At 71.2% G+C, this 16,870-nt stretch carries 20 protein-coding genes and 1 pseudogene; 7 read left to right on the top strand and 14 right to left on the bottom strand.

All coding sequences use genetic code 11. The features are described from left to right. Positions 1-50: 50 nt before the first annotated feature. The 3 genes from ispF to PV342_RS29525 all read right to left on the bottom strand — a co-directional run bounded on the left by ispF (position 51) and on the right by PV342_RS29525 (position 1,995). On the bottom strand, positions 51-569 hold the full coding sequence (ispF, locus tag PV342_RS29535; RefSeq protein ID WP_400805802.1) for a 2-C-methyl-D-erythritol 2,4-cyclodiphosphate synthase: 519 nt from the start codon (positions 567-569) through the stop codon (positions 51-53). Continuing rightward, entirely contained in the window at positions 559-1,290 is a 732-nt protein-coding gene (gene ispD, locus PV342_RS29530; protein WP_089227713.1) for a 2-C-methyl-D-erythritol 4-phosphate cytidylyltransferase, read from the bottom strand. Before ispD ends, ispF begins: the two co-directional genes overlap by 11 nt. Before the next feature lie 222 nt (positions 1,291-1,512). Beyond that, the gene (locus PV342_RS29525; RefSeq protein WP_018559600.1) at positions 1,513-1,995 is read right to left on the bottom strand and encodes a CarD family transcriptional regulator; all 483 of its coding nucleotides are present in this window, start codon (positions 1,993-1,995) and stop codon (positions 1,513-1,515) included. 597 nt (positions 1,996-2,592) lie between these two features. Here PV342_RS29525 and PV342_RS29520 point away from each other — a divergent pair. Then, positions 2,593-3,180: a DUF461 domain-containing protein gene (locus PV342_RS29520; RefSeq protein WP_400805805.1), complete on the top strand. Its 588-nt coding sequence runs from the start codon at positions 2,593-2,595 to the stop codon at positions 3,178-3,180. Between the two features lie 82 nt (positions 3,181-3,262). On the opposite strand, the gene phoP is transcribed toward PV342_RS29520, so the two are convergent. Further along, entirely contained in the window at positions 3,263-3,943 is a 681-nt protein-coding gene (gene phoP, locus PV342_RS29515; protein WP_018559602.1) for a two-component system response regulator PhoP, read from the bottom strand. Next, on the bottom strand, positions 3,940-5,226 hold the full coding sequence (gene phoR, locus PV342_RS29510) for a two-component system sensor histidine kinase PhoR (protein ID WP_386995498.1): 1,287 nt from the start codon (positions 5,224-5,226) through the stop codon (positions 3,940-3,942). Before phoR ends, phoP begins: the two co-directional genes overlap by 4 nt. A gap of 205 nt (positions 5,227-5,431) precedes the next feature. Here phoR and phoU point away from each other — a divergent pair, with 205 nt between their 5' ends. Next, positions 5,432-6,112 carry a phosphate signaling complex protein PhoU gene (gene phoU, locus PV342_RS29505; protein ID WP_018559604.1) on the top strand — a complete coding sequence of 227 codons (681 nt, stop codon included), beginning with the start codon at positions 5,432-5,434 and terminating at the stop codon, positions 6,110-6,112. A gap of 410 nt (positions 6,113-6,522) precedes the next feature. On the opposite strand, the gene PV342_RS29500 is transcribed toward phoU, so the two are convergent. From PV342_RS29500 to PV342_RS29490, 3 genes are read right to left on the bottom strand one after another with little or no spacing between them, the layout of a single operon-like run. Next, entirely contained in the window at positions 6,523-7,002 is a 480-nt protein-coding gene (locus PV342_RS29500) for a VOC family protein (protein ID WP_018559605.1), read from the bottom strand. 35 nt (positions 7,003-7,037) lie between these two features. Beyond that, positions 7,038-7,724 carry a class I SAM-dependent methyltransferase gene (locus tag PV342_RS29495; RefSeq protein WP_400805808.1) on the bottom strand — a complete coding sequence of 229 codons (687 nt, stop codon included), beginning with the start codon at positions 7,722-7,724 and terminating at the stop codon, positions 7,038-7,040. Between the two features lie 19 nt (positions 7,725-7,743). Next, the gene (locus PV342_RS29490; RefSeq protein WP_500319329.1) at positions 7,744-8,673 is read right to left on the bottom strand and encodes a hypothetical protein; all 930 of its coding nucleotides are present in this window, start codon (positions 8,671-8,673) and stop codon (positions 7,744-7,746) included. 143 nt (positions 8,674-8,816) lie between these two features. Here PV342_RS29490 and PV342_RS29485 point away from each other — a divergent pair, with 143 nt between their 5' ends. Continuing rightward, the gene (locus PV342_RS29485) at positions 8,817-9,020 is read left to right on the top strand and encodes a hypothetical protein (RefSeq protein WP_500319327.1); all 204 of its coding nucleotides are present in this window, start codon (positions 8,817-8,819) and stop codon (positions 9,018-9,020) included. 26 nt (positions 9,021-9,046) lie between these two features. Here PV342_RS29485 and PV342_RS29480 read toward each other — a convergent pair whose 3' ends face one another. Further along, complete coding sequence (locus PV342_RS29480) at positions 9,047-9,388, bottom strand: DUF6087 family protein (RefSeq protein WP_500319325.1); 342 nt, start codon at positions 9,386-9,388, stop codon at positions 9,047-9,049. Between the two features lie 65 nt (positions 9,389-9,453). Continuing rightward, positions 9,454-9,810: a hypothetical protein gene (locus PV342_RS29475; RefSeq protein WP_500319323.1), complete on the bottom strand. Its 357-nt coding sequence runs from the start codon at positions 9,808-9,810 to the stop codon at positions 9,454-9,456. Between the two features lie 297 nt (positions 9,811-10,107). Here PV342_RS29475 and PV342_RS29470 point away from each other — a divergent pair, with 297 nt between their 5' ends. From PV342_RS29470 to PV342_RS29460, 3 genes and pseudogenes are all read left to right on the top strand, one after another. Next, positions 10,108-10,320, top strand: coding sequence for a hypothetical protein (locus tag PV342_RS29470; RefSeq protein ID WP_360999741.1), 213 nt, complete (start codon positions 10,108-10,110; stop codon positions 10,318-10,320). 411 nt (positions 10,321-10,731) lie between these two features. Then, positions 10,732-10,869, top strand: a complete 138-nt coding sequence (locus PV342_RS29465; RefSeq protein WP_400805819.1) for a hypothetical protein — start codon at positions 10,732-10,734, stop codon at positions 10,867-10,869. Next, positions 10,853-11,929: pseudogene (locus PV342_RS29460) on the top strand (tyrosine-type recombinase/integrase); the annotation flags it as partial. The gene PV342_RS29465 and the pseudogene PV342_RS29460, both read left to right, overlap by 17 nt. Positions 11,930-12,054: 125 nt before the next feature. Here the strand turns inward: PV342_RS29460 and PV342_RS29455 are convergent. Next, on the bottom strand, positions 12,055-12,555 hold the full coding sequence (locus PV342_RS29455) for a hypothetical protein (RefSeq protein ID WP_400805822.1): 501 nt from the start codon (positions 12,553-12,555) through the stop codon (positions 12,055-12,057). Positions 12,556-12,733: 178 nt separating this feature from the next. Then, the gene (locus PV342_RS29450; protein WP_400805825.1) at positions 12,734-13,495 is read right to left on the bottom strand and encodes a phosphoglyceromutase; all 762 of its coding nucleotides are present in this window, start codon (positions 13,493-13,495) and stop codon (positions 12,734-12,736) included. A gap of 116 nt (positions 13,496-13,611) precedes the next feature. On the opposite strand from PV342_RS29450, the gene PV342_RS29445 reads away from it, so the two are divergent. Then, positions 13,612-14,901, top strand: coding sequence for an MDR family MFS transporter (locus PV342_RS29445; protein WP_400805828.1), 1,290 nt, complete (start codon positions 13,612-13,614; stop codon positions 14,899-14,901). A gap of 71 nt (positions 14,902-14,972) precedes the next feature. Here PV342_RS29445 and PV342_RS29440 read toward each other — a convergent pair whose 3' ends face one another. After that, complete coding sequence (locus tag PV342_RS29440; RefSeq protein ID WP_386995516.1) at positions 14,973-15,488, bottom strand: YbjN domain-containing protein; 516 nt, start codon at positions 15,486-15,488, stop codon at positions 14,973-14,975. Continuing rightward, on the bottom strand, positions 15,481-16,830 hold the full coding sequence (gene mshA / locus PV342_RS29435) for a D-inositol-3-phosphate glycosyltransferase (protein WP_386995517.1): 1,350 nt from the start codon (positions 16,828-16,830) through the stop codon (positions 15,481-15,483). Before mshA ends, PV342_RS29440 begins: the two co-directional genes overlap by 8 nt. Between the last annotated feature and the right edge of the window lie 40 nt (positions 16,831-16,870).

Here is a 16,870-nt window from a genome sequence, read left to right as displayed (position 1 = left end):
GCGGACGGCGCGGCCCCGCGGGCGGCGGGTCAACTCGTCCGGGCCGCCGGTCACTTCGCGTGTCGGACCACCAGGGCGGTCGCCACGGCGGCCAGTCCCTCGCCGCGTCCGGTGAAGCCCAGACCGTCGGTCGTCGCGCCGGAGACGGCCACGGGGGCGCCCACCGCGGCGGACAGGATCTTCTGGGCCTCGTCGCGGCGCTTGCCGATCTTGGGGCGCGGGCCGATGACCTGGACGGCCACGTTGCCGATGTCGTAGCCCGCCTCGCGGACGATCCGGGCCGCCTCCGTGAGCAAGGTCACACCGGGGGCGCCGGACCACTCCGGGCGCCCGGTGCCGAAGTGCGCGCCCAGGTCGCCCATGCCGGCGGCGGAGAACAGCGCGTTGCAGGCGGCGTGCGCGACGACGTCGGCGTCGGAGTGCCCGGCCAGGCCGTCCCCCTCACCCTCCCAGAGCAGGCCTGCGACCCACAGTTCGCGGCCCGCCTCGAAGGCGTGGATGTCGGTGCCGATGCCCACCTGGGGCAGCAGGGGGACGTGCGGGGCGGCGGCGGTCGGCTCAGTAGTCATCGGTGGCCCTCCTGCGGGCGAGCACGGCCTCGGCGAGGACCAGGTCCAGCGGGCGGGTGACCTTGAAGGCCTCCTCGTGCCCCGGCACGACCAGCACCTGGACGCCGAGCCGCTCCACCATGCTCGCGTCGTCCGTGACCGCCCCGGTGACCGTGGTGTGCGCCTTGAGCAGCGTCGCCCGGTCGAAGCCCTGGGGGGTCTGGACGGCGCGCAGCAGCGAGCGGTCCGGGGTGCCGACGACGGCTTCGGTGGCCGGGTCGATCTCCTTGACGGTGTCGGCGAGCGGCAGCCCCGGCACGACGGCCGGGGCCCCGTCGCGCACGGCGGCGGCGACGGCGTCGACCATGTCGACCGGCACCAGCGGGCGGGCGGCGTCGTGGACGAGCACCACCTCGACCTCGTCCGGCAGCGCGGCCAGGCCGAGCCGTACCGAGTCCTGCCGGCTCTCGCCGCCGGCGACGATCCTTATGTCCTTCGCCTCGGGCAGGCCGTGGCTGTCGAGCAGCGCCCTGACCTCGGCGACCCCGTCGGGGGGCGCCACCACCACGACCAGGGACACCGCGCGGGCGCGGGTCATGGCACGCACCGCGTGCACGAGGATCGGGACGCCGCCCAGGGTGCGCAGCGCCTTGGGCGCACCGGGGCCGAGCCGGACTCCACGTCCGGCGGCGGGAATGACTGCCGCGGTAGTCAGGTTTGTGTCCTTGGCCGAAATGGGTATCGCCTCAACGTGCCGGGCGCGAAGCCCCTGTCGGACCCTTCCGTGACCCCGACAGGGCCAGCTGCCCGGGCCCGGCACCCAGTATGCAGGGGGAAGCGACGCGCGAACGAAGACGAGGGGGCTCCTCGGCGTCGTCGAAGTGCCAGGTCACCGTGAAGGCGCCCCGGCATGCCGCAGTGCCCGGCGTATGGAACGCACCGGGCACCACGGCGGAAATCCGCGTCAGGACGCGAGGACCTCGTCGAGGAGGGTCTCGGCCTTGTCCTCGTTGGTGTTCTCCGCGAGCGCGAGCTCACTGACCAGGATCTGGCGGGCCTTGGCGAGCATGCGCTTCTCACCGGCCGACAGCCCGCGCTCCCGCTCGCGACGCCACAGGTCACGCACGACTTCCGCGACCTTGATGACGTCGCCGGAGGCGAGCTTCTCCAGATTTGCCTTGTAGCGGCGGGACCAGTTGGTGGGCTCCTCGGTGTACGGTGCGCGCAGCACCTCGAAGACCCGGTCCAGCCCTTCCTGACCGACCACGTCGCGCACGCCGACGAACTCCGCATTGTCCGCGGGCACGCGTACCGTCAAGTCGCCCTGGGCGACCTTGAGCACCAAGTAGGTCTTGTCCACGCCTTTGATCTGGCGAGTTTCGATGGCCTCGATCAGCGCGGCCCCGTGATGGGGATAGACCACGGTGTCGCCAACCTTGAACGTCATGTGACAGGTACCCCTTCCGTGGCTATCCAGGGTAACACGGGAACGGCTGGTTCTGAATGGCGTTTTCGCAGGTCAGGGCATATCTCGGGGCTTGACAAGTGCGACCGGAACGTGCTGCGAAGGACTGACGGAAGGCGGAATTCGCAGGTCGGAGCGGGTGCCGAGGGGCCCTGAAACGCCCCCGTTACACCCTGCGGACGGCCTGGACAAGGGGAGGAACATCCCGATTTGTCGCTCTCTTGCGGGGGGTCTCCCGCTACTCCGTTCGGCCGCCACGGGCTTGATGCGATCCATTTTCGCACCACGCCGGATTTCCGTCCGGCGGATGAACGGTAAATGGATCTTGCCGGTGTGGCGGGAATCGTTCGGTGGAATCCCGGAATGGATTCCGCCGCGCCCGGGCCGGACTGTCCGGCGCCCCGCGTAAGGCCCCCGGCGGCCCCTGGAACGCCCCCGGGACACCCGGGCGGGTGAAGCCCCGGCCCGCCCGGGGGTGGCCGGGTGCGGGCGCGCCGAACGGGCTCGGTAACCTGATCCCGCACCAGGTAACCCGTAAGTCCCGTACGTCCGTACCCCGCCCAAGGAGATGCCGCCGCCGTGAGCAGCAGCCTTCGACGCGGCGCTCTCGCCGCCGCCCTCGCACTCTCGCTCTTCCCGCTTGCCGCCTGCGCCGCCGGGAACAACGCGGAGACGCTGCGCATCAGGCCGGACAACGCCGCGACCAGCGTCGGCGACATCGAGGTCCAGAACGTCGTGGTGCTCACCCAGGCCACCTCCGACGGCTCCTCCTCGGTGACGGCCAAGATCTTCAACAACGGCGACGACCAGCAGACCCTGGACTCCGTGAAGGTCGGTGAGCTGGACGCCGATCTGTCCGGCCCGATCACGCTCCCCGGTCACAGCTCCGTGCTGCTCGGCGGCGACGGCAACGCGTCCGCCGTCTTCAAGGGCGGCTCCGAGAGCAAGAACGACGGGGACTTCAAGGACGTCGTCTTCGACTTCAGCAAGACCGGTGAGGTCTCCCTGCCGAGCCTGGCGCTGCCCGCCGCCGGCTACTACACCTCCTTCGGGCCGAGCGCGAAGCCCTCGCCCACCGAGACCGCGAGCCCGGGCGAGTCGCCCGCCGAGGGCGTCACGGCCTCGCCCACCGAGACGGAGACGATCACCGAGTCGCCCGCCGGCTGAGGCACCCCGGTACACGAAGGGGCCCCGGGAGCGCATCGCTCCCGGGGCCCCTTCACGTCCGGCGGTGCCGGCCGCGGCCGGTTTACGGCTCGAACTTGTAGCCCAGGCCGCGGACCGTCACCAGGTAGCGCGGGGCACCCGGGTCCGGCTCGATCTTGGCGCGGAGCCGCTTGACGTGGACGTCGAGGGTCTTGGTGTCACCGACGTAGTCGGCGCCCCAGACCCGGTCGATCAGCTGCATGCGGGTGAGGACGCGGCCCGCGTTGCGCAGCAGCATCTCCAGGAGGTCGAACTCCTTGAGCGGCAGGTCGACCTTGCCGCCGCCCACCGTGACGACGTGCCGGTCGACGTCCATGCGGACCGGTCCGGCCTCCAGCGCCGAGGGCGAGATCTCCTCGGGCTCGCCGCGGCGGCGCAGCACCGCCCGGATGCGGGCGACCAGCTCGCGCGAGGAGTAGGGCTTGGTGACGTAGTCGTCCGCTCCTATTTCGAGACCGACAACCTTGTCGATCTCGCTGTCCTTCGCGGTGACCATGATCACCGGGACGGTGGACTTCAGCCGCAGCTGCCGGCAGACCTCCGTGCCGGGCAGGCCCGGCAGCATCAGGTCGAGCAGGACCAGGTCGGCGCCGTTGCGCTCGAACTCGTCCAGCGCGTCGGGTCCGGTCGCCGCGATGGCGACCTCGAAGCCCTCCTTGCGGAGCATGTACGACAGGGCGTCACTGAAGGACTCTTCGTCCTCGACGACGAGTACTCGGGTCACGGAAGGACCTCCGGGGCGGGGATGTGATCGGGAAACGTCTCGTAGAGCGCGGAGGAGGAGCCGGAGCCGGGCCCGGGCTCCCCTTCCTCCGCCGCCACGGCGGTGGAGCGGTCCCGGGCGTCCCGGGACACCGCGGCTTCGGGCAGCCGCAGGGTGAAGGTGGAGCCCTGGCCTTCGGCGCTCCACACCGTGACCTCCCCGCCGTGGGAGGCGGCCACGTGCTTGACGATGGACAGACCGAGCCCGGTGCCGCCCGTGGCGCGCGAACGCGCCGGGTCGACCCGGTAGAACCGCTCGAAGATGCGGTCCCGGTCCTTTTCGGAGATGCCGGTTCCCTGGTCGGTCACGGAGATCTCGATCAGGTCGCCACCGGGTGCGGCGACCCTGCGGCCCGCGATCCCCACGCGGGTGCGGGCCGGGCTGTAGTTGACCGCGTTCTCGACGAGGTTGCCGAGTGCGGCCGCGAGCTGGCTGCGGTTGCCCCAGATGTACAGGTCCGGGGCACCGCCGGTGGCCATGGTGATCTGCTTGGCGTTCGCCGGATGGCGGCAGCGGTCGACGGCCTCGGCGACGAGGTCGTCGACGGCGACGGGCTCGGCGTCGTCGAGGGGGTTGTCGTCCTGGACCCGGGAGAGGTCGATGATCTCCTGGACCAGGCTGGTCAGCCGGGCGGCCTCGATCTGCATCCGGCCCGCGAAGCGCTCGACGGCCTCCGGGTCGTCACTGGCGTCCATCACCGCTTCGGAGAGCAGCGACAGCGCGCCGACCGGGGTCTTGAGCTCATGGCTGACGTTGGCGACGAAGTCTCGCCGTACCGCCTCGATGCGCCGGGCGTCCGTCAGGTCCTCGACCAGCAGCAGGACCAGGCGCGAGCCCAGTGGTGCCACCCGGGCGGAGACCGCCAGGCCCTCCCCGCGGCCGGCGCCCCGGCGGGGCAGGTCCAGTTCCACCTGCCGTATCTCGCCGTCCCGCCGCGTCTCCCGGGCCATCTGCAGCATCTGGTCGACGGCGAGCCTGCCGCCGCGGACCAGCCCGAGGGCGTACGCCGCCGAGCTCGCCTTGACCACCGTGTCGCCCTCGTCGAGGACGACGGCCGACGAGCGCAGCACGGACAGCACCGTGTCCACACCCGGCGGTAGTACGGCTGCGGCGTCGGGCCGCAGGGATGTGCGTGTGGGGCGGGCCTGTTCCCGCTCGCTCCAGCGGAACGCGAGCACAGCGATCACACCGGTGCAGAGCCCGGCGATCGCACTGGCTGCGGCGACTGCCGCGTTCACGTCCATACACCCAGGTTAGGGGGACGAAATGAGTGGCCCACAGGGTCGGAGCGTCTTCTCGAACGCGCGTTGCCAAGAGTTCACCGTGGTGTCAGTGCCGGTTCATTCCGGATGCTCGGGCGGTACGCGTGCGCCCGCGAGGTTGGGGGCGTGTCAGCGTGGGAGGACAATCCTCTTTTCGAATGGCTGAAGCGGCAACGGAAGGAATGCGATGCGCGACGCATATCACGAGGAACTCGACTCGATCGGTGACGGCCTGGTCGAGATGGCCAGGCTGGTCGGCTCCGCGATCGGGCGGGCCACCACGGCACTGCTCGACGCCGACCTCAAGCTCGCGGAGAGCGTGATCGCCGCCGACGAGAAGGTGGACGACCTGCAGCGCGAGCTGGAGAACCGGGCCATCACCCTGCTCGCCCGCCAGCAGCCCGTCGCGACCGACCTGCGGATCGTCGTCACCAGCCTGCGCATGAGCGCGGACCTGGAGCGCGCCGGCGACCTCGCCCGGCACGTGGCGAAGCTCGCACGGCTGCGCTTCCCCAACACCGCCGTCCCGCGCGACCTGCACAGCACGATCCTGGAGATGGGCCAGCTGGCTCAGCGCCTGATGGCGAAGGCCGCCGAGGTCATCGTCACCAAGGACGTCGACGACGCGCTGCAGCTGGAGGCGGACGACGACCGCATGGACGAGCTGCACCGCACGCTCTTCCAGCACCTGCTCGACGACCGCTGGAAGCACGGCATCGAGACGGCCGTGGACGTCACGCTCGTCGGCCGCTACTACGAGCGCTTCGCCGACCACGCGGTCTCGGTCGCCAAGCGCGTCGTCTACCTCGTCACGGGCGAGCACGCCGACGAGCTGTCCCCGCCGCCCACCCCGATGCCGGCGGACTAGGCCGTGTCGGCCGTACGGCGCGTGACGGCGCGCGGGGCGGGTGCACCCTCCGGGGGAAACGCTTCCGCGCGCCGTTGATGCGCCGGGGTGGGGCGTCGTTCACTGGTGAAAGGCATGCAGGCAGCCGTCGCCAACGGCAGAGGAGGGTAATCATGCCCGAGTCCCCCACGTCACCCACCGCCCGCGACCAGCCGTCCCCCGAGGGGACCCCGCAGTCCCCCGGCATCCGTGAGCTGCCCTTGCTCGGAGCGTGCGGCTGCGGATCGGGCTGCGGATGCGGCTGCCAGTCCGGAGCACCCTGCCGCTGCGGCGGCAGTTGCTGACTCCACCGACTCCACGCCACCCGCGTTCTTCACGCTCGGGGGCCCGTCCGGTCACTCCGGACGGGCCCCCGACGCCGTTTCCCCCGCTCACGCCCCGTCGTACGCGCGGCGCAGCGCGGCGAGGTCCAGCTTCTTCATGGAGTGCATCGCCTTCGTGGTCCGCGTGGCCTTCTCCGGGTCGGCGTCCGCGATCATCTCCAGCAACACCTCGGGGAACACCTGCCACGACACCCCGAACCGGTCCTTCAGCCAGCCGCAGGGGCCCTCCTCACCGCCGTCGGTGAGCTTCTCCCAGTAGTGGTCGACCTCTGCCTGGTCGGCGCAGCGGATCTGGAACGAGACCGCCTCGCTGAAGGTGAACTGGGGTCCGCCGTTGAGCGCCACGAACTTCTGGCCGTTGGCCGTGAACTCCACGGCCACCACGGACCCGGCGGGCCCCGGGCCGGCCTCGGTGTAGCGGCCGATCTTGCCGATCGCGGAGTTCTTGAAGACCGAGACGTAGAAGTCCGCCGCCTCCTCGGCCTTCCCGTCGAACCACAGGCACGTGGTGAATCCGTCGGTGGTCATCGCTGCCTCCTCCTGACGCATGGGCGCGTACGCCCTTAGGACGGCCCCGGCACCGGAAACTCATCGGCGTCACGGCGACCGCCGTCCCGGGTCATGAGCAGGTGGCCCCTGCGGAAGCGCTCCTCCGGTCCGGGCTCGCGCAGCATGCGGGCGGTCTCGGTGAAACCGGCGGTGACCGCCAGGGCGGCGAGGTCGTCGATCGGCCAGCGGTAGGCCGTCGTCACCTTGTGGTCGAACGCGTCGAGGGGGCCCCCGCCGGATTCGAAGAAGCCCAGAAGGAGGTGTCCGCCCGGGGCCAGGGTCCGGTGGAACTCGTCGAAGTACGAGGGCAGGTCGCGCGGCGGGGTGTGGATGACCGAGTACCAGGACAGGATGCCGTCCAGCTCACCGTCGGCGACGTCGTGCAGGGCGTCCATGGAGCCGACGTCGAAGCGCAGGCCGGGATACGCCTCGCGGGCGAGGCCGATCATCACGGGCGACAGATCGACGCCGAACGCGTCCAGCCCGAGGTCCCGGAGGTGCGCGGTGACGTACCCGGGGCCGCACCCCAGGTCGGCGACGGTCCCGCCACCGGCCGCCCGCACGGAGTCGGCGAAGGCCGCTATGACCGCGCGGTCCAGCGGTAGCGAGTCGAGGTAGTCGTGGAACAGCTCGGCATAGCGGACGGCGACGGCGTCGTACGCACCGGCCGTCGAGACGGAGTGAAGGGAGGGCTCGGTCACGGGCAACGACCTCAGGCTTCTAGACATCGGTGAACCAGGAGCCGATCGACTCCCACTGGAAGGCGTCCCGCCAGCCGGCCCCGCCGGCCGTCCAACCCTGCAGGGCCGCCACGACCTTCTCCGCCGAGACCGTACGCGTCCGGTAGTGCTCGGCGGGGGCGCGGTCGCGGTACTCCAGTTGGTACGTGCCGTCCGGGCGGTGCCACACCTGGGCGTAGCACTGCTCGTCCCCGGCGCACTCCAGCACCAGGTTCCCGTCGCGGGGGAGGTTCAGCACCGCCTTTTCCAGCGCGACGCCGTGCGGGCCGCCGTCAACGGGGCGGTGGCCGGGGTGCGCGCGGGAGTCGATCTCCACGGGGTCCTCTCCTTCGGGTCGGGCGGGTGGCAGTCCGCAGGCGTCGATCAGCTTGAGGAAGAGGTCCTCCACGAACGGGTCCGCCCGTTCGGCGAGCACCTCGCGCAGCGCCTTAAGATCCGCGGTGAACCCGGCCTCGGCGGCCCAGTCGGCGATCTCCCGCGCGATTCCGGGCACCTCCGCGAGCATCCATCGGACGTTCCGCTCCTTCTCGCCCTCCCCCGGGGGCGGGTCGTCCACGGGCGGCGGGGAACCGGCGATCTCGTAGTCGGCGGCCATCTCCGGGTCGAGGAAGGCGGACCATTCCGCGCCGGACGGCGTGCGGCCGCGTACGAGGCAGACGTCGCTGTCGAAGACGCTCGCGATCAGGACGGGCGAACCGGTCGCCTCGACCAGTGCGTCCAGCCACTGGTCGTGTTCGTTGTCCGGGAGCCCCGTGCCGAGTCGCAGCGTCTGCCAGCCCCCCGGCCGCGGCCCGCACACCTCCAGGTGTTCGTCGAGCTGCTCGATGCACCGCGCGGGGTCACCGAGCACGGGCAGCCGCTCCAATGGTGTGTCGCAGCGCGCCAGGACCACATCGCCGGTGTACCCCATGGCTCCCTCCCCGAAGGCTGCCGCCGATGCTAGCGACGGCCACCGACACCGGCCCCGCGGGCGCCGCGGCGGGGCGAATCCGGTTGACCGCCGCCCGCGCGGTTGCTGTACTCCCGTGCTCGGAGGGCGACTTGGGAGGACCCGTGACCGTACTGCCGGCGAGCGTGGACCGCGACATCCTCGACCACCAAATCATGCACGCGGTGCGGACGATCCGGGAAGCATTCGGCTGCTCGATCCCCGGGGCGATCGACGGGGTCTCGGCCCGGTACGAAGTGCTGCGCAGGGAGCGCCCGAACGACTTCACCTACCCGCACGAGGAGTTCGGCCGGGGCTTCCACTCCTGAGCGGCGGTGGGCACACCGGGGCCCGGCTACTCGTCCGGCAGCGCCCGCAGTCTCGCCTCCCGCCTGTCGGCGGCCGCCGACAGGCGGGAGGCGGGCGCGGCCCCGCCGTCGCCTCCGGCCGCAGGGGTCGCCTGCAGGCCGTTCCGCGCCGCGCGCAGGACGGCCCTGGCCTGCGCCAGGTCGGCGACGACGGCGACCGGTCGCCAGGTGTGTCCGTCCCACCGCGAGATCAGACGCGGGGCGTCCGGTGCGACGTGAGCGCCCCGCAGCGGCCCCTGAGCAAGCGTGCCGGCACGGAGCCGGCCCACCTTCCGTGCCTGCCGTTCCTCGCGCCGTCGCAGCCACTGCTCCAGGGACTCGCCCTCCATGCGCACCGCATGTCCCGTCAGGCGCCGGCGCACCACGGTCGCGCGGGGACGAAGTCGCCCTGCGTCTACGGCTGGTGGGAGTCGGCCGCCGCGGGGACGGCGGCCGTCACGGTCCGCTGCGGCACGGCGTCGGGCGCATCCGCCGCCGCGACGGGCGCCGGCCGGTAGGACCGCCGGTAGAGACCGAAGGCGCCGAGGAAGAGGCACAAGCTCACGGTCGTGGCGACCACCGACATCGGTGTCCCGGCCAGGTGGCGGTGGACCGGGCCCACACCGAGCGTGCCTCCGAAGCCTGCGCAGATGTCAGCCCAGCCGCTGAGGCGCGGCGACGACACCGTCTTCCTGAGCCACGGCGGAACCCAGCCGACGCAGAGGGCGGCGATACCGGGGACGAAGGTCAGCAGCCAGTAGAGCGCCAACACGGTCCATCCGATGACATTTACAGCAAGGCCCCCCATGCGACAAATGTGCGACCCGGCGGCCGCGGGCGTGATCTTCGCACGGATGTTCCGCCCCCACCGAAAGCGGTGGCCGGGGGATCCGGGTCGAGCATGCGCTCTCGCCGGACCCGAACCGACGGACCTCATGCGCCGGCACACCGGCTGGACGGCCGATGACTGCGCCGTCAGCCTAATGGCGCAACAGGACGCGCCACCCACATGGGTGAAGATCAAGCTGGCTAGTGCCCCCACAGAGGCAATCCGTGAAAGGGGAACCACATGCGCACACGTCGAATCCTCACCGCCGTCATGGCCACGGCAGCCCTCGCCGGACTCGGCCTCACAGGCGCCGCGACTGCCACCGCCGCCGCACAGGGTGCCCCATCCTTCGTCAGCCCATCCGAGTGCAGGGACGGTGGCGGAACGCCCGCCATCAACGAGGAGGGCAACCTCTGCAAGGGCGGAACGCACGACGGGGAACAGGTCGACTAGCCCCCGCAAGGCGCCCCGCAGCCACGCGCCGCGGGGCGCTCCCGCACGGGGCCCGGCCCGGAGAGCCGCAGGCTGTGCCGAACCCGGGCGCCCCGGGTCCGGGTCGGCCTTGCGGCACTTCTGCGGACGCGGATCAGGAGCATGACCACGAAAACTCCTTCTCCTCGCCCCGGGTCTTGCCCGGACATCCCCCGGGGCTGAACTCCTGATCCCGGATGCCCGCCGAAGCGGATCAAGCCCAGACCAAGGCTGCGGACACCGCCTGGCCCATGCCCTGCCCGGGCAAATGCTGATCTGCGCCAACGCCGCGTTATCGCCGCACCGTGGCCGCCGTCTTCGACGCCACCGAATCGACGCGACACAGCATTTCAGGGCTCGTAGTCTCCGAGCCGGAGAGAGGCGGGGGGAGCGATGACGGACGAGTACGTGGAGCTGGTGTGCGACGACGTGCCCCATGACGCGGTGCTCACCGATCCGGGCGTCCGCGTGCTGGATGTCACCCAGGTCGTGCGTCGGCTGAAGGGGCTGAGCGCAGAAACGCCTTGCTGAGCAGTGGCTGAGCACGATGGCTGCGGACGTGGCTCGCGGTGACTACATCGACCCGAACGCGTCCCGGACGTCGTTTCAGGAGTTCGCGGAGGGCTGGCTCGCGAGCCAGAGCGGGGACCCGAACACCCGCGCGTCGATGCAGTCCCAGCTCAGGTTGCACGCCTTCCCGCGGATCGGGTCGCGGCCGCTGGGGTCCTTCCAGCCCAGCCACATCCGCGAGTTCGTGACGCAGCTCGAAGCGTCCGGCATGTCCGGCGCGTACGCCCGTGTGATCTTCTCCAACGTCCGGGCCGTGCTCTCTGCGGCTGTAGAGGACGGCTATCTTCGCGGGAATCCGTGCAACTCGCGCACGGTGACGCTCCCCGAGATGGGCACGCGCCGGGTCGTCCCCTGGGAGCCGGGACGCGTCTTCGCCATGCGGGCCGCCATGGTCGAGCGCTTCCGGCCCATGGTGGACATGGGCGCCGGCTGTGGCCTACGACAAGGCGAGATCCTTGGACTGTCCGTGGATGAGCTGGACTTCGACAGCAGCACCTTGCACGTGGTGCAGCAGCTCAAGCTCAGTCTGAGCAAGGCTGTGTTCGCGCCCCCGAAGGGCGGCAAGCTTCGTGACGTCCCTCTGCCCGATCCCGTGGCGGAAGCACTCCAGGAGCACATCAAGCGCTTCCCACCTGTTGAGATCACGCTGCCGTGGATGCGGGCGAACGGTCAGCCCGTGACCAAGCGGCTGATCTTCACCGGGCCCAACGGTGGGCACGTCTGGCGTACGTCGCTGAACGAAGACCACTGGAAGCCCGCGCTCGCCAAGGTCGGCGTCATCCCCGGGGCCAAGAGTCGCGAGCACGCCGCCGCACGCGAACACGGCATGCATGCCCTAAGGCACTTCTACGCGTCTGTTCTCCTGGACGCCGGCGAGAGCATCAAAGCCGTGAGCGAGTACCTCGGGCACTCCGACCCGGGGCTGACCTTGAAGGTGTACGCGCACCTCATGCCCAGCAGTCGGGACCGGGCCCGGAAGGCTCTCGGCATCGCACTCCGGCCGCCGGAGTCGGGGCACTGAGGAAAGCGCCCCGACCGGCGCCATAGGGCGGCGCCGGTCGGGGCGTCATCAAGATCCTTGATTCTTCCGTCCTGTGCCGCCCAGCCAGACTTGAAGTCTCTCCACCAACCCTCGCCGGTTCGGACTCACTCGAACGCAGTCTCCGCGAAGGAGAGACCCCCTCGGTCACGGAGTGAGAGAACCAGTCGGGGCGAGAGTCTGGGAGCCTGTCGAAGATACTGACGGTATCCAGTGGCCCGGAACTTGAGGTCGAAGTAGTGACCTTCGATGTGCCACAGCGGTTCGTCACGCTTGTCTTCTGCGGTGGAGCGCCGAAGATGATCGATGTCGAGACTCAAGGCCATCCCCTTGAAGTCGAGGTCGCCTTCTACGTCCCAAACGTCCTCGAAGACGAGCGTGGACGGCGCGATCCACAAGCTGAAGTGCTTCTTAGGCGGGACTGGATGCACCCAGCGGACGATGTAGTCGATGTCGAGCAGCAGACGCGGCAGTGAGTCATCGGCGGCCCCTGGCTGCACGCACATACCGTGGATGGTGACTTCGTGCCACCCCATCTCGTCGAAGTCGGCGTCGGTCCAGATGTTCTTCGTCAGACCGGATTCCGGGTGAGTGCCTAGCTCATGCATTGCGGCATCCAATCAGAGCCGGCGAGCGCGAACGCCAGGCAGATGCCAGCGATTGCACTCTGATAGGAGCAACGTGGGCGGCGGACGCCCGAGGCTCTGAGGGCCCCGACTGGGCCCAGACTGCGAAAACGCCCCCGATCCGCACCATAGGCGCAGGTCGGGGGCGGGATCTCGATCCTTACTTCTTCTTGCCCTGGTTCTTCACGGCCTCGATCGCCGCCGCGGCCGCCTCGGGGTCGAGGTAGCGGCCGCCCGGGGTCACGGGGCGGAAGTCGGCGTCGAGCTCGTAGGCGAGCGGGATGCCGGTGGGGATGTTCAGGCCCGCGATGTCGGCGTCGGAGATGCCGTCGAGGTGCTTGACGAGGGCGCGCAGGCTGTTGCCGTGGGCGGCGACCAGCACCGTGCGGCCGGTCAGGAGGTCCGGGACGATGCCGTCGTACCAGTACGGCAGCATGCGCTCGACGACGTCCTTCAGGCACTCGGTGCGCGGGCGCAGCTCCGGCGGGATGGAGGCGTAGCGCGGGTCGTCGCTCTGGGAGAACTCGCTGCCGTCCTCGATCGGCGGCGGCGGGGTGTCGTAGGAGCGGCGCCAGAGCATGAACTGCTCCTCGCCGAACTCGGCGAGGGTCTGCGCCTTGTCCTTGCCCTGGAGGGCGCCGTAGTGGCGCTCGTTGAGGCGCCAGTTGCGGTGGACGGGGATCCAGTGCCGGTCGGCGGCCTCGAGGGCCAGCTGCGCGGTGCGGATCGCGCGCTTCTGGAGGGAGGTGTGGACGACGTCGGGGAGGAGTCCGGCGTCCTTCAGCAGCTCGCCGCCCCGGACCGCCTCCTTCTCGCCCTTCTCGTTGAGGTTGACGTCAACCCAGCCGGTGAAGAGGTTCTTCGCGTTCCACTCGCTCTCGCCGTGGCGGAGGAGGATCAGCTTGTAGGGAGCTTCTGCCATGCCAAGGAGTCTAAGAGAAAACCCCTTGGTCCCCTCCGGAGGGCGCCTGTAAGCTGCGCAGGCCAGCCTGGCCCATTACGCCTACGACGCCCCGAACACCGCGAGGAGCAGCCGCCGTGCCCGATGTCAGACGTGCCGTACGGGAGACCGTCTCGGGACTCCCCCGGACCTTCTGGTGGCTGTGGACCAGCACGCTGGTCAACCGGCTCGGCGGCTTCGTCGTCACCTTCCTCGCCCTCTACCTCACGGGGGACCAGGGGTACTCCGCCACCTACGCCGGTCTCGTCGCCTCCCTGTACGGCCTCGGCGGGGCCTTCGGCGCGGTCGTCGGCGGGGTGCTGACCGACCGGGTCGGGCGGCGCTCGACGATGCTGCTGGCGCAGATCGCCACCGCGGCCGCCACGGCGACGCTGGCGTACGTCCACGGGCAGGCGGCGATCGCGGCGGTGGCCCTGGTGATCGGCCTGGCGAGCAGCGCGTCGCGGCCGGCCGTGCAGGCGATGATGGCGGACGTGGTGCCCGCGGCGGACCGCGTACGGGCGTTCTCCCTCAACTACTGGGCGATCAACATCGGTTTCGCCGTCTCCTCGGCGGCCGCCGGCCTGATCGCCTCGCAGGGCTACTACTGGCTGTTCCTCGGCGACGCACTCATGACGCTGCTCTGCGCACTGGTGATCTACGCCAAGGTTCCGGAGTCCATGCCGGGCCACGAGCCCGCGGCATCCGGAGCGCCGCCCGCGGACGTCGCCAGGGCGAAGGAGTCCCGGGTCGGCCTCGGGGTCGTGCTGCGCGACCGGCGCTTCATGGCGTTCGTCGCCCTGACGTTCCTGCTGGGCACGGTCACCCAGCAGGGCTCAACGACCCTCTCCGTCCACATGGGCCGCCAAGGCTTCACCGCGAGCGAGTACGGCCTGGTCATCGGCCTCAACGGCCTGCTGATCGTGCTCCTGCAGCTCCCGCTGACCCGGCTCGTCGAGCGGCGGAGCGTGGCGGCGCTGCTCACCGCCGGCACGCTGCTGATGGGCTGGGGCTTCGGCCTCACCGCCTTCGCCGGTTCCGTGGGGTTCTACGCGCTGACGGTGGCGGTGTGGACGGTCGGCGAGATCCTGCACGCGCCGGCCTCGATGTCGCTGGTCGCCGACCTGGCACCGTCGCACGCACGCGGCCGCTACCAGGGGATGTACTCCCTGTCCTGGCCCGCGGCGTCCTTCGCCGGGCCGCTGCTGGGCGGGGTGGCGCTGGACCGGTGGGGCGGCGGCGTGGTGTGGGGGGCCTGCGCCGTGGTCGGCACCGTCGCCGGCGCCGGCTACTGGCTGCTGCTGCGGGAGCGCGGGGCGCGGGCCAAGCCGGTGGACGCGGCGCCGCCGGCCCCGGCCCGGGTGCCGGAGCCGACCGCGGACTGCTAGAGCGCGGTCGAGCGCGCCGCACCCCGTGCGGACGTCCCGCCGGCACGTCGCGGGGCCGGGGCGGCGGGACGCTACTCGGCGCCCTTGTCAGCCTTGCCGATCAGATGGGTGAAGGCGTCGAGGTTGCGCGTGGACTCGCCGCGCGCGGTCCGCCAGGCGTGCTCCTTACGGATCGCGTCCGCGAAGCCCAGCTCCAGCAGCGTGTTGAAGCTGCCGTCGGCGTTCTCCACGACGGCGCCGAGCACCCGGTCGACCTCCTCGGGTGTCACCGCGACGAGGGGCAGCCGGCCGGAGAGGTAGACGTCGCCGAGCGCGTCGATGGCGTAGGCCACCCCGTACAGCCGCGTGTTGCGCTCCAGGAGCCAGCGGTAGAAGGCCTCGTGGTTCTCGTCGGGGCGGCGCACGACGAAGGCGTTGACCGTGAGGGTGTGCCGTCCCACGGCGAGGGCGACGGTGGTGGAGAGCTTGCGCGTGCCGGGGAGCTTGACGACGTACTCGCCCCCGGCGCCGGTCTCCCAGTCGAGTTCCGCGTCCTGCAGTGCCTGTTCGACCGCCGCGCGTGCCGCCGTCTGCTCCCGCTCACCCATGCGGCGATCGTAGGCGACGACGGCGCTCGGCCATCGCACCCGCGTACACCTCGGCGGTCCGCGTGGCCGCGGCGTCCCAGCCGAAGCACTCCGCGTGCCGGGCGGCGGCCGCGCCCATGGCGGGCACCAGCTGCGGGTGATCGACGTAGCGGCGCAGGGCGCGCGCGTAGTCGGCGGGGTCGTGACCGGCGACGAGGAACCCGGTCTCGCCGTCCTTCACCGCCACCGGCAGTCCGCCGACCGATGCCGCCACCACCGGCGTGCCGCAGGCCTGTGCCTCGATGGCGACCAGCCCGAACGACTCGCTGTAGGAGGGCATGACCAGTACGGACGCGGCCCGGTACCAGTCCGCGAGCCGGTCCTGGGCGACCGGCGGCTGGAAGCGCACCAGGTCGGAGATGCCCAGCCGGGCGGCGAGCTTGTGCAGTCGCTCGGGCCTGGTCAGGCCGCTGCCGCTCGGCCCGCCGACGACGGGGACGACGAGGCGTTCGCGCAGCGACGGGTCCTCCGCGAGGAGGATCGCCACGGCGCGCAGCAGGATGTCGGGCGCCTTGAGGGGCTGTATCCGCCCGGCGAACAGCGGGATCACCGCGTCCTGCGGCAGGCCGAGGCGCGCGCGGGCCCCGGCGCGGCCGCCGTGGGCGTCCGGCCGGAAGCGGTCCAGGTTCACCCCGGGGTGAACGACGGCGACCTTGCGGGGGTCGGCCTCGTAGTGCCGGATCAGCTCGTCGGACTCCTCGGCGGTGTTGGCGATCAGCCGGTCGGCGGCGCCGACGATCTGCGTCTCGCCGATGACCCGGGCGGTGGGCTCGGGGGTGTCCCCCTCGGCGAGCGAGGCGTTCTTGACCTTGGCCATGGTGTGCATGGCGTGGACGAGCGGGACGCCCCAGCGCTCGGCGGCGAGCCAGCCGACGTGGCCGGAGAGCCAGTAGTGCGAGTGCACCAGGTCGTAGTGGCCCTGCCGGTGGCTGGCCTCGGCGTGCATCACCCCGTGGGTGAAGGCGCACAGCTGCGCGGGGAGGTCCTCCTTGTTCAGGCCCTCGTACGGGCCGGCGTCCACGTGCCGCACCAGGACCCCGGGGGCCAGCTCGACCGTGGGCGGCAGGGCGGCCGTGGTGGCGCGGGTGAAGATCTCCACCTCCACGCCGGGGCCCTCCGCGAGCCGCTTGGCCAGCTCGACGATGTAGACGTTCATGCCGCCCGCGTCCCCGGTGCCGGGCTGGTGCAGCGGCGAGGTGTGAACGCTGAGCATGGCCACGCGCCGCGGACGGCGCCCGCCGGCATGGCGGCGCAGCCGGCGGTGCCCACCACCGGTCAGGACCTTCGCCACGTACTGGCTCACGTCGCGTCCTCCACTTCTCCGGCGGGCGGCTGAGCGGGCG

This window comes from Streptomyces sp. PA03-3a, from assembly GCF_033792735.1.
GTDB lineage: Bacteria > Actinomycetota > Actinomycetes > Streptomycetales > Streptomycetaceae > Actinacidiphila.
This window is presented reverse-complemented; position numbering and strand designations above follow the sequence as displayed.